Source organism: Taibaiella helva, assembly GCF_003545695.1.
GTDB lineage: Bacteria > Bacteroidota > Bacteroidia > Chitinophagales > Chitinophagaceae > Taibaiella > Taibaiella helva.
In genome coordinates, this window is record NZ_QUZZ01000004.1 from 438,027 (window position 1) to 450,058 (window position 12,032).

Here is a 12,032-nt window from a genome sequence, read left to right on the forward strand (position 1 = left end):
CAGTCGGCTATTATCCCATCAGGAGAAAGACTACGGGACGTTTATGCAGGTCGGGCGGCGCTTGTGTCCAGGCACCGATTGTCTGCGTACGGATCCATTCCCCTTCACCAGTAATATCGGCGGCGATGCACAGCCTTGTACTATGCTTGCACAGGCGCAGCAGCTCCTGCAGCAGCTGGTTGTTGCGGTAAGGCGTTTCGATAAAGATCTGCGTCTCGTTGCGCTGCACTGAAAGCTGCTCCAGCTCCTTGATTGCTTTACCTCTCTGTGGGTCCTTCACCGGAAGGTAGCCTGTAAATCGAAAACCCTGGCCATTAAACCCCGAAGCCATAAGCGCCAGCAATACCGAGCTGGGACCCGTCTGGGGAATAACCAGCACGCCCATTTCCTGGGCCAGCGCTGCCAGCACACTGCCGGGATCGGCCATGCCGGGGCAACCGGCTTCGCTCATCATACCCACTTCATGACCGGCCTTCAGCCATTGCCTCAGCAAAGCCAGGTCGGGCTCCGTCTGGTTATTGATCTCGACAAAGTGAATGGCATCAATGTCTACTTCACGATCGATGCTTTTGAGATAACGTCGCGCCGTACGGATGTTCTCGACGAAATAAAACTTAAGCCTGCAGCTCAGCAGCTTTACGGATTCGGGTATCGTATGCAGGGCGTTTTCGGCCAGGGGTACCGGGAGCATATACAGCTTACCACCTGTACCCGCGCTTTCTTTCGTTTCAGCTTGTGCCATAGCGGTAAAGGTAAGCATGAAAAAAGGCCGTACAAAATCGTACGGCCCTGAATATGATCGGGGAGCTACGCTAAGCGTACATCTTCTCCTTGGTTTTTTTGATTTGGGCGACCAGCGAATCATAGGCTTGGTCGAAGGACTCTTCAAACACTTTAGACTCATGCTTGGCAAAGAGCGAGCGCCGGGGCACCGACACTTTAATTTCCGCCACCTTATCCCTTACTTTCTGAGAGAGATTTTCGAGGCGAAGATAGACTTCGACACCCGTTATTTTATCATGGAAGGTTTTCAGTTTATCAAGCCTTTTTTGCACATGTTCCAGCAGCTTCTGGTCTGCGTCAAAATGAACGGTCTGAATTTGTACATTCATAGTTCTTCATTTTAAAGTTAAACAATAAAAAAAATCGGGTAGGTGTGCTTCATAACGGAAAGGTATAAAAAATATAATGACGGATTAACTTCAGGAGAGCCTTTATCTAACTTTTAGGATGTGACTTGCGGTACACCTCTTTCAGCCGCTCGATGTTGCTGTGCGTGTAGATCTGCGTCGCTGCCAGGCTGCTGTGCCCCAGCAGCTCCTTAATGGCATTCAGCTCTGCCCCTTTATTGGAAAGCTGTGTGGCAAAAGTGTGCCTTAGTACGTGTGGGCTCTTCTTGTTCAAGGTCGTTACCGATTGAAGATGCTTGCGGACGACGCGGTACACATACTGAGGATAAACCGGCTTTCCGTCCTTAAGACATAACAAAGCCGGACCGGCTTGGTTGAACAGCTTCCGCTTTTCGGCCATATATTGTTGCAGATCGATCAGTAAGGTTTCGCTTACAGGGATCAATCGTTCTTTGTTGCGCTTGCCCAGCACTCTGACCTGCTGACGGGCAAATTCAATGTCCGACTCCTTAAGCCCTACCAGCTCGGCCCGGCGCATACCGGTCTGGTACAGCAGCTCTATAATCAGCCTTTCGGTATCGCCTTCAAAGCCTTCAGGATATTGCGCTACCTCATCGATCAGGCTGGTTTGCTGCTCTTCCAGGAAGGAGGGCAGGCGCTTTGGCGCTTTGGGCGTGCTCACCTGTCGTGTAGGATTCTGGTCCACCAGTCCCAGGCGCAATAAATATTTAAAAAAAGATTTTACTGCCGACATTTTGCGCTGCAGGGTCCGCTCTCCCTTATCCTCTTCTTTGAGCTGCGCCAGCCAGGAGCGGATATGGATATGACGGATCTGTCCCACCTCCGCGAGGCCGAACTGCGTATCCAGGAAATGAAGGAATTGATTGAGATCATTACGGTAAGCCGTAAATGTATGTTCCGACATGCGCTTTTCGAAGCGTATATAGCGGAGGAATTCGGGTATTGCAGCTTCAGTAAGCAAGAGCAAATATTTAGGATCTTTGCCGCCCGAAAAAAATAAAGCGGACTGTAAATATACACATTTACAGTCCGCCAAAAAAATTATTATAACCCGGCATCCGCCCCTGTATAGAGGAAGGCAACAGCCGGTTTATGGATATTCATGCAAAAGCTTACAGCTCCACTTTACCGGAAAGAATCTGCTGACGGTAAGCCGCCTTCAGAATCTCTTTTCGACGTTGCACGGAAGGCTTGGTGAAAGCCTGGCGGGTACGCAGTTGGTTCAGTGTGCGGGACTTCTCAAACTTCTTTTTGTATTTTTTGAGCGCCTTGTCTATGTTTTCGCAATCTTTAGCATCTAAAATAAGCATAGTAATATACCCCCTTTTTTTCCTTTGGGACAGCAAAGGTAAATATATTTTTTAAATTCAACAAATCAGCTGTGGATTTTCCTATAATTTTGCAGTTTCCTTATGCAACGTTCCGCATCCGTAATCCTGGCGATAGAATCTTCCTGTGACGAAACGGCTGCTGCTATCCTGGTTGACGGCAAGGTAGCGAGCAATATAATAGCCACACAAAAAGTACACGAGCAATATGGTGGCGTGGTACCCGAACTGGCCTCCAGGGCACATCTGCAGCAGATTGTTCCGGTCGTCGACACCGCGATAAGACAGGCGGGCATTGTCAAAAGCGACATTACAGCCGTTGCCTTTACCCAGGCCCCGGGCCTGATCGGCTCCCTGCTGGTGGGGGCCTGCTTTGCCAAAGGCTTTGCCCAGGCGCTGAATATTCCTCTCATCGCGGTACACCATATGCAGGCCCATGTGCTCGCCCATTTTATCGACGAGCCGAAGCCGTCTTTTCCGTTCCTCTGCCTTACCGTATCCGGCGGCCATACCCAGATTGTGCTTTGTCGTTCCCACCTGGAAATGGAAGTGCTGGGCGAAACCCTGGACGATGCAGCAGGCGAAGCTTTCGACAAGGTGGCTAAAATGCTGCAGCTCCCCTATCCCGGCGGGCCGCTGGTAGACAAGCATGCGCAAAAAGGCGATCCGGATCGGTTCTCCTTTCCCATACCCGAGATCAAAGGCCTCGATTTCAGCTTCAGCGGGATCAAGACTGCCGTGCTGTATTTCCTGCAAAAACAGCAAAAGGACGATCCTGGCTTCGTAGCCAACCATCTCGACGATATTTGCGCTTCCGTTCAGCATACGATTGTCAAAGCGCTGCTGCAGAAGCTGGAAAAGGCCGCCCGGCAACGGGGCATCAAAGAGATCGGCATCGCCGGCGGCGTATCGGCCAACAGCGGGCTGCGCCAGGCCCTGGAAGACTATGGCCGCCGCAATGGCTGGAAGGTTTACCTGCCTAAATTTGAATACTGCACCGATAATGCCGCCATGATCGGCATCGCCGCATGGTACAAGCTGCAGCAGCAACAGTTCACCGACCTGAGCGCCGTGCCTTCGGCCAGGGCCCAATGGATATAAATGCCCAATTCCTGGTTCCAGTTCAAGCAATTCCGTATCGAGCAGGATCGCTGCGCCATGAAGGTATCGACCGATGCCTGCATCCAGGGCGCATGGGCTGCCCGGCAAATGCAGCACCTTTTTCCCGGCGATGCTCCGGTGCGCCTGCTGGACATCGGTACGGGCACAGGGCTGCTGAGCCTGATGCTGGCACAGGAAAAAGACAATGTGTTTATCGATGCGATTGAGCTGAACGAAGAGGCTGCGCTGCAGGCTGCAGAAAATTTCCATGCCAGCTCCTGGAGCAGCCGGCTCACAGCACGGCATATATCCCTGTCGGCTCATACCGGCCAGGGAGGCACTTATGACTTCATTATCTGCAATCCTCCTTTCTTTCACAACCAGCTGGGCTCGGAGCAGCAGGCCCGCCACGATGCCCGGCACAGCACAGCGCTGGACAAGGAGACCCTGGCGCAGGCGATAAGCGCACTATTGGACAAGGAAGGCTATTGCTGCATCATGTATCCTTTAAGCGAATGGAACGATTGGCTGAAAACCGCGGACCGGCATGGCTTATATCCGGCGAGGGTATTGATGGTGCAGCCCGGAGCCGGTGCAGCGGCCAATCGCATGATCGGCCTGTTTAGCGGGGAAGCGAAAACCAGCGCTACAAATACGCTGGTGACCTATGAAAGCAAAGGAAGCTACAGCGCTTCTTTCCGTGAATTGCTGCGACCTTACTACCTGGCCTTATAAAAGAAGCGGGCTGCCCGGAATCCGGACAGCCCGCTGATTATTTTTCAGCGATTAGTTATTTTCCACAGCACGCAGGATCACGCTGTATCCCTTGCGGTAGCCACTACCGCCACTGCCACCAACTTTAGGTTGAAACTCCCAATAAATCCGCTGGCGATACACCATCCCCACATTGTAGGCATAGATCTCCTGGCTGTAATTGCGGTAAGCATAAGCCGTGGAATCCACATCGGGATCATTAAGCTGGTCGTCGATCTGGTTCACAGTCACTGTATGCTCATAAAGGTTATTACCGGGATCGAATTCCGTATCGAAATTAGCGTAAGTGTATTTCCACTTATCATTGTCGTACTCGGCGTTATCCTTATCGCCTAATGCGATCAGCGCATTTCCGTTCCAGCTTTTGTTGTTGCTCACCGGGAAAACCATCTTGATAAAGGTAAGGCCGCGCTGCATCAGCTCCACCCTGTCCTCTGTAGGGGTTACCGACAGCACATCATTGGGTACGTAGGGATCGGTATCGTTTTTACGGCGTTCTACATTGATGCGATAGCTGAGCCTTCCGGCGGCGTCGCGGAAAGTATCGACTACCGTATAGCGCAACTGCCCGGTAAAGGGAAGAGCGGTACCCAGCTGGTCGTTCCAAACGGTGGAATCGTAATCGTAAACGATGTATTTACCGATCTCGGTAGGGAAGAATTTATTGCCTTTCGCAATCTCGGAAAGGTCCTCATTTTCTTTTTTACAGGAATATAAGCCTACGGAGAGCAAGAGGAGTGGTAATAAAATTTTACGCATAGCTGAGTTCAGAATTAAGATGCTGCTAACGACAAGCGACACAACGAAAACGGACGTAAGATAAAAAATATTTTTTCATTCAAAAACATTTTTTGTCCTACGTCCGCGGGAAAATAAAAGCTTGTGTCAAAGGTCGATGCTGCGCTGGCCGGAGCGGATAATACCGCCTGCGATCACATCGTCGCCTTCGTAGAATACTGCCGACTGACCGGGTGCAATCCCTTTAACGTCTTCATAAAAGTGTACACCTACGGTATCACCTGAGGGATGCAGGTGGCTCAGCGTTCCGGGGTCTTTGTAGCGGATCTTGGCGATGGCTTCCATGCCTTCCGGAATGCTGTCGTATTTCACCATATTGAGACCGCCGACGGCCATAATATTCTGCTCCAGTTCATGCGCGTCGCCCAGTACCACCGTATTGGTCTCGGGAATGATACGCGTTACGAAGACCGGGCGGCCCAGAGCAATGTCCAGGCCTTTGCGCTGGCCGATCGTATAGAAAGGGTAGCCCTTATGCTTGCCAACAATACTGCCGTCGGCCAGCACAAAATTGCCGCCGTCGACTCTTTCTTCGAGCCCTTCCACATTGCGTTTCAGGAAGCCGCGGTAATCGTTATCGGGTACAAAGCAGATCTCATAGCTCTCCGCCTTTTTCGACAGCTCGGGATAGCCCATATCCAGGGCGATCTGGCGCACTTCTGTTTTGAGATAGTCGCCCAGGGGGTAGATGCTCCTGCTGAGGCAATCCTGTCCCAATCCCCACAGCACATAGCTTTGGTCTTTGGTCAGGTCTTTCGCCTTAGACAGTACAAAGCGGCTGTTCTCTTCCCGTACTTTCACATAATGCCCGGTAGCGATAAAGTCGCAATCCAGCGCGTCGGCACGTTTCAGCAGGGCCGACCATTTGATATGGGTATTGCACAGCACGCAGGGATTGGGCGTGCGACCGGCAATGTACTCATCGATAAAATTCTCGATTACGGCGCCGCCGAATTCTTCCCGGATATCCAGCACATAATGGGGAAACCCGTGCTGCACGGCTGCCTGCCGTGCATCGTTGAAGGAGTCCAGGTTGCAGCAGCCGGTTTCCTTGCGGCTACCGCCTGCCGTGGCATAATCCCAGGTTTTCATCGTGATGCCCACTACTTCATAGCCTTGCTGATGCAGCATCAGGGCGGTAACCGTACTGTCGATACCACCGCTCATCGCGACCAAAACTTTTCCGTTACGGCTCATAACTTATCTTTTATAAAAAACGATGGCAAAGGTACGAAAATGCGAAAGAAGGTGGCTTTATGCCCCCATTCAAAATACTTATCTGTAAGCATCTATTGAAAATCGGCGGGGTCGAGCTGGGAAAATTTCTTTTTCCCCCTGGCAAAATATTGCAGAATAATGCTCTTGCGGTAAATGCCTTTTTCATTCCGGGTGGTTACCAGGTTTTTTACAGCAAGCCGTTTCCGGTACCATTTGCCGAAAGAAAAGAAAAAGCTCCAATGCGCTTTGATGATAGCCAGGATGTTCTTCAGCTGACCGGCGGCCAGCAATTGCAGGGCAGCCAGCCCGTCAAGCAGCAGCCGCAAAGGTAGCAGCCAGAGCAGCTTGCTACCTTTTTCATTCTTCAGCAGCAACACCAGGTTGTTGCGGAAGTTGTAATAAGTCTTTTGCGGGCTGCCGTAAGAGATAATGCTGCCGCCGACATGAAATACCGTGCTTTCGGGTACGTAACCGATCTTATAACCGGCATTCTTCATACGCCAGCAGACATCTACTTCTTCCATATGGGCAAACAGATCAGGGTCGAGACCGCCCAGATGGTGATACACTTCAGCGCGCACCACAAAGCAGCCGCCCGAAGCCCAAAACAGCTCGGCCGGTGTATCATACTGCCCATCATCCTTTTCAAGCGTGGAAAAAATACGGCCGCGGCAAAAAAGATAACCCCATTTATCTTTGAAGCCTCCTGCGGCGCCGGCATATTCAAAATAGTCGCGGTCGCGGTAATAGCGGATCTTGGGCTGGCAGGCTGCCATATTCCCATCGGCTTCCATAGCGCGGTGGATAGGAGCAAACCAGTTGTCGGTAACCTCGAAGTCGGAACTGAGCAGGATATAGTATTTTGCCTGTATCTGCTTCAGCGCTTCGGCATAGCCCCAGGCAAAGCCATGGTTCTCGTCCAGCCGGATCAGCTGTACATAGGGAAAATGATGTCGTATATATTCGGAAGTATCGTCGGGAGAGGCGTGGTCGACCACAAACACATCGTAGCCCTGCTTCGCTTGCGCCACAATCCCGGGCAGGAACAATTCATGCCATTTTCGGCTGTTGTAGCTCAGAATGACAACGGCAGTATCCTGCAGGGCAACGATCATGGTATTCCTTAGGAGATACTTACGGATTAGTCTGATATTCAGGATTGTACAGTGAGCTTTTGTTCACAGGTACATCGTCGGCAGGCTTAAAGGAGTGTGTCCACAGACTGTAGCATCCGGCCCATGCAAAGATGAAGAAACCGAAAAAGCTCAAAAGGAAGAAAAACCGGGAAGTAGAGGTTTTGGATGTTTTGATGTCCAGATCGTCCTCAATAAATTGGTTGTTTTGATTTTCCATTTAAAACTGCATTGCGAATAAGGTCACAAAAGTAATAGAATTTGGCAAAAAGCCTAAATATTTTTTGTCTTTGTCCCAACAAAATCATCACCTGAATGTCGTTACATCGCTGGCTGGTAAGGCTTAAATAAAAAATAAATCGGGGTTTATATCTTTTCCGTATCTTTGCACACTTTTTTTCTCATAAATTAAACTATCCATATCCTGTAAGATATGAAATTATCCCAATTTAAGTTTGATCTTCCGATTAACCTGATCGCCCAGCACCCCTCCAAACAACGTGATGAAAGCCGCCTGATGGTGGTACACAAAGATACCGGAAAAATAGAGCACAAGATCTTTAAGGACGTGATGACCTATTTCGACGATAAGGATGTGATCATCGTGAACAACACGAAGGTGTTTCCTGCGCGCCTGTACGGACGTAAGGAAAAGACCGGCGCACGCATCGAGGTGTTCCTGCTGCGCGAGCTGAGCAAGCCCAATCGCCTCTGGGACGTAATCGTAGATCCTGCCAGAAAGATAAGGGTGGGCAATAAGCTTTACTTCGGCGACAACGATGAGCTGGTAGCAGAAGTGATCGACAACACGACCTCCCGCGGCCGTACTATCCGCTTTCTTTTCGACGGCAACGAACAGGAGTTTAAAACAGTGCTGGACAGCATGGGCGAAACGCCGCTGCCGAAATACATCAAGCGCAAGCCTGATGAAGAGGATCGAGAGCGCTATCAGACAGTGTATGCCAAGTATGAAGGCGCTGTGGCTGCACCTACTGCCGGCCTGCACTTCAGCCGTGAGCTGATCAAGCGCATGGAGATCAAGGGCGTGAAATTTGCGGAGGTGACCTTACATACCGGCCTGGGTACTTTCCGGCCTATAGAGGTAGAAGACCTGAGCAAGCACAAAATGGACGCGGAATATTTCAATGTCGACGAATATGCCTGCGATATTGTGAATAAAGGCATACAGGAAAAAAGAAAGATCTGCTCTGTGGGTACCACAACATTGCGGGCGCTGGAAAGCTCTGTAACCGCGAGGGGTCTGCTGAAGCCTGAAGCCGGCTGGACCAATCTCTTCATCCATCCGCCGTTCAACTTTTCCATTGCCAACTCACTGATCACGAACCTGCATCTGCCCAAGACCAGCCTGCTGATCATGGTGGCAGCCTTCGCCGGCTACGACCTGGCTATGGAAGCTTACCAGACGGCGATCAAAGAAAAATATCATTTCTTCAGCTACGGCGATGCCATGCTGGTAGTGTAATTATATTACTTTCTACAAGAAAGCGCTGTTCCGGAAGGAGCGGCGTTTTTTTTATTGAGTATTGGGTATTGATAATTGCAAAAACTGCGAATTGCAAACTACTAACTGAACAGCTATTCCCATTTAAATACTCTTGCAGCAACGAAATAGCCGATGACGCCCCACAGCAGCAGTATACCGATATCTGCTTTTACCGCCCATAAGGAGGCGCCTTCAAAGGCGACCTGCCGCAAGGCATCATTAAGATAAGTCAGTGGCAGGGCGCGGGAAACGGGCTGCATCCAGGCCGGGAAAGCTTCGATAGAAAAGAAAGTTCCGGCGAGCAGGAACTGGGGCAAGGTAATGATATTGGATAAAGGCGGGATCGTTGCTTCGCTGCGCGCCAGCCCGCTGATGATAAAGCCGAAGCTCATGAATACCAATAAGCCGATCGCACAGACTGCAAGCATATTGATCACCGTAAGCACACCTTGCACCAGGGTATAGCCAAAGGCGAAATGCCCGACCAGGATAATGAACAAAGCTCCTGCCAGCTGAAAGATCATACGTGCCACACCCTCGCCCAGGATGATGAATTCACGCCTTATCGGCGTGGCGAAAAAGCGCTTCAATACCAGCGCCTGCCTGAGATTAAAAAAAACAAATGCCGTGCCGAAAACACTGGCGGCCAGTAGTGAGAAACCCAGTTGGCCCGGCAGTATAAAATCTATGGTCCTGAACTTGCGGCTGCGTACTACGGTTTCTTCAACCTGTAAGAGGCTGCTCAGCCGCGCCACGGTTTGCGGATCGGCAGCCATCGCAATGCGTTCCAGCGCAGACCGCAGCTGGCGGGCTTTATCCTGGTCGGCAGCATTGACTTCCATCGCAATCTTATAACGAGCCTCCTGAGGCGCTTTGCCCATATGCAGCAATACGCTGATATCTCCTTTCTCCAGCTGCTTCCGTAAATCCTGCTCATTCCGCGAAGCGGCGATCCTGACCATATCCAAATGCTTCAGTCCCATATAAAAGGGATTCAGCGTATCGGAAGCCGGCGCTATGCCTACCTTAATGTTGTATTTGCTGCCTTCGCCCAGGAAGCCGAAAACCAGGATGAACACCAGCGGGAAGGCAATAGTGAACACAACTGAAGAGGGGCTTTTGGCGATGGACCGCAGTGCCGCTTTAACAATGGCGGCAAAGGCTCGGAACTGACTGTAGGACTGTAGCATTGCAGGTGAATAAGGTGCAAAGATATACTGTAACGCTTTGCTGTAAATAAAAAACTGCAGGTATGGTTCCTGCAGTTTTTTTAAAGCCGGCGGAAAGCGCCAAAGTCCGGGAAAAATCCGGGAGCGGCGGCCTAGTCCTTCGCCAAGGTACAATTGCCGTTCGGATCGGTCATTCTTGCGGCAGCGTCCTGCTGATCGCAGGATTCTTTGGCTTCACTTTTCATTTGGTTGGGATATTCATATATATACTTGGTACGCTCAACGGTACAGGTACAGGTATAGTCCTTTTTGCAGGAAGAAACCAGTAATATTCCCAGCAAGCAGCATAATACCAATAATGATGTTCTGTTCATAATAATTCGTTTTAAGTATTAATAGCCGGGGTTTTGCTCCAGGTTCGCATTGGCATTGATATACCTCTGCCCTAGCGGCAGCTGCCACCGCGGGTCTCCCGCTGGAAGGTCTTTTACAAAATAAGGAGTACCTGTTCCGTCGGCATAGTCGCCGAATTGGTCTCTTGCTACAGGCAGCCCTTTTCTTTTCAGATCAAACCAACGGTCTCCTTCGAAAGCCATTTCCAGCCTGCGCTCTTTTGCGATTGCCTTTTTCAGTGCTTCACCGGTCTCCGCCCCGGCGGTGAATGGTGTATAACGGTTTTTCCGCAACAGGTCCAGGTCCTCCAGGGCAGTTGCATCGCTGTTGAGCTGTGTGTAGGCTTCTGCCCGGTTCAGGATCACTTCGGCAACCCTGAGGTATTTTAGGTCCACCATGCGCGGCGTACCACCGGGACGGCCGAGATGTTTGGCAATGGCTCTATATTTCTGTCCGCCGAAAGTGGCGTTGACAAGATAAGCTTTGGCCCGAACGTCTTTGAGGGTGTCATACATCAGGGCCAGGGAATGTGCGGCCACCCACTCCGATTTGATCGAGCCTGAAATAGACTGGCTGTAACCATTTCCTATAAGGATCGGTTGACCACCTAACCTGTCCTGGGTTTTGATCATCAGCTTAAAAATAACGCCTGCTTCAGACTGGTCGGTCCATATGCCCGGGAAGGTGGTTATAGAGCCGGGATCATTTTTTATAGCCAGGCAAGCTGAAGAGGCATCAACACATTTCTGCCATTCTCCGCCATAAAGATATACTCTTGAAAGCAGCGCATAGGTAGCAGCTTTATTCAACCGGCCGCTTCCATTGCTGGCGTTGATCAGATCGACAGCCCTGACCAGATCCGCTACAACCTTATCATAGGCATCCTTAACGGTACCGCGGCCTGGAGCATCATTGATATCGGTGGTGGTTACATAAGGAACGCCTAACCCGTTGGGAGCCGCCTGCGGGCCACTTACCGGCCTGGAATAGATCCGCAGCAGGTCGAAATGGACCATTGCTCTTACAGTAAGCGCCTCGCCTTCAAAATTGGCGCGCTCGGGTGCGTCGCCGACGTTTCCGATATTTTCCAATATACTGTTGGCTGCCCTGATAATGCTGTACGCATCGGCAAACATTCCAGTTGTGTTGGATGCATTATACTGCCAGTTGCCGAAACTGCGCTGAGAGCCGCGGCCGGTCTGTTGTGAGATGAGGTTATCCGCCATAAGGTCCATAGTCGATATCCAGGATACAGGGTCATCGCTCCCGGCAAGATAGTATTCTGTATGGGTCATCTCATAATACATACCGAGGCAGGCTACGTTGAAATCCTTAACGGTATTGAATGCCCCACCACCAGGTACGGCATTGGAAGGATTCTGCTCAAACTGCTTGTTGCAGGAGCATGCCAGCATGCCAATCGCGATAAAGGCGCCGACTATTTTTATGCTTGTTTTCATAAT

The 12,032-nt window shown here is 50.8% G+C and carries 13 protein-coding genes; 3 read left to right on the forward strand and 10 right to left on the reverse strand.

The genetic code is table 11. The annotated features are described in order from the left end of the window. Positions 1-10: 10 nt before the first annotated feature. The 4 genes from DZC79_RS09790 to rpsU form a co-directional block, all read right to left on the reverse strand. Positions 11-742, reverse strand: coding sequence for an SAM-dependent methyltransferase (locus DZC79_RS09790; RefSeq protein ID WP_118951504.1), 732 nt, complete (start codon positions 740-742; stop codon positions 11-13). Between the two features lie 70 nt (positions 743-812). Then, the gene (gene hpf, locus DZC79_RS09795) at positions 813-1,112 is read right to left on the reverse strand and encodes a ribosome hibernation-promoting factor, HPF/YfiA family (protein ID WP_118951373.1); all 300 of its coding nucleotides are present in this window, start codon (positions 1,110-1,112) and stop codon (positions 813-815) included. A 106-nt stretch (positions 1,113-1,218) separates the two neighbouring features. After that, entirely contained in the window at positions 1,219-2,112 is an 894-nt protein-coding gene (locus tag DZC79_RS09800; RefSeq protein WP_232831804.1) for a tyrosine-type recombinase/integrase, read from the reverse strand. A gap of 151 nt (positions 2,113-2,263) precedes the next feature. Continuing rightward, positions 2,264-2,461 carry a 30S ribosomal protein S21 gene (gene rpsU, locus DZC79_RS09805; protein WP_118951374.1) on the reverse strand — a complete coding sequence of 66 codons (198 nt, stop codon included), beginning with the start codon at positions 2,459-2,461 and terminating at the stop codon, positions 2,264-2,266. Positions 2,462-2,563: 102 nt separating this feature from the next. Here rpsU and tsaD point away from each other — a divergent pair, with 102 nt between their 5' ends. Further along, complete coding sequence (gene tsaD, locus DZC79_RS09810; RefSeq protein WP_118951375.1) at positions 2,564-3,580, forward strand: tRNA (adenosine(37)-N6)-threonylcarbamoyltransferase complex transferase subunit TsaD; 1,017 nt, start codon at positions 2,564-2,566, stop codon at positions 3,578-3,580. After that, positions 3,581-4,315: a tRNA1(Val) (adenine(37)-N6)-methyltransferase gene (locus DZC79_RS09815; RefSeq protein WP_118951376.1), complete on the forward strand. Its 735-nt coding sequence runs from the start codon at positions 3,581-3,583 to the stop codon at positions 4,313-4,315. A 51-nt stretch (positions 4,316-4,366) separates the two neighbouring features. Here DZC79_RS09815 and DZC79_RS09820 read toward each other — a convergent pair whose 3' ends face one another. The 3 genes from DZC79_RS09820 to DZC79_RS09830 form a co-directional block, all read right to left on the reverse strand. Next, the gene (locus DZC79_RS09820) at positions 4,367-5,113 is read right to left on the reverse strand and encodes a hypothetical protein (RefSeq protein ID WP_157977044.1); all 747 of its coding nucleotides are present in this window, start codon (positions 5,111-5,113) and stop codon (positions 4,367-4,369) included. Positions 5,114-5,239: 126 nt separating this feature from the next. Continuing rightward, positions 5,240-6,349: a tRNA 2-thiouridine(34) synthase MnmA gene (mnmA, locus tag DZC79_RS09825; protein ID WP_118951378.1), complete on the reverse strand. Its 1,110-nt coding sequence runs from the start codon at positions 6,347-6,349 to the stop codon at positions 5,240-5,242. A 92-nt stretch (positions 6,350-6,441) separates the two neighbouring features. Beyond that, positions 6,442-7,485 carry a glycosyltransferase family 2 protein gene (locus DZC79_RS09830; protein WP_118951379.1) on the reverse strand — a complete coding sequence of 348 codons (1,044 nt, stop codon included), beginning with the start codon at positions 7,483-7,485 and terminating at the stop codon, positions 6,442-6,444. Positions 7,486-7,936: 451 nt separating this feature from the next. Between DZC79_RS09830 and queA the strand changes: the two genes are divergently transcribed. Beyond that, positions 7,937-8,986, forward strand: a complete 1,050-nt coding sequence (gene queA, locus DZC79_RS09840) for a tRNA preQ1(34) S-adenosylmethionine ribosyltransferase-isomerase QueA (RefSeq protein ID WP_118951381.1) — start codon at positions 7,937-7,939, stop codon at positions 8,984-8,986. Positions 8,987-9,099: 113 nt separating this feature from the next. Here queA and DZC79_RS09845 read toward each other — a convergent pair whose 3' ends face one another. The 3 genes from DZC79_RS09845 to DZC79_RS09855 form a co-directional block, all read right to left on the reverse strand. After that, positions 9,100-10,197 (reverse strand): ABC transporter permease, encoded by a 1,098-nt coding sequence (locus DZC79_RS09845; protein WP_118951382.1) that lies wholly within the window; start codon positions 10,195-10,197, stop codon positions 9,100-9,102. A 131-nt stretch (positions 10,198-10,328) separates the two neighbouring features. Continuing rightward, positions 10,329-10,550: a hypothetical protein gene (locus tag DZC79_RS09850; RefSeq protein WP_157977045.1), complete on the reverse strand. Its 222-nt coding sequence runs from the start codon at positions 10,548-10,550 to the stop codon at positions 10,329-10,331. 18 nt (positions 10,551-10,568) lie between these two features. Beyond that, positions 10,569-12,029: a RagB/SusD family nutrient uptake outer membrane protein gene (locus tag DZC79_RS09855; RefSeq protein ID WP_198666839.1), complete on the reverse strand. Its 1,461-nt coding sequence runs from the start codon at positions 12,027-12,029 to the stop codon at positions 10,569-10,571. Positions 12,030-12,032: the final 3 nt, after the last annotated feature.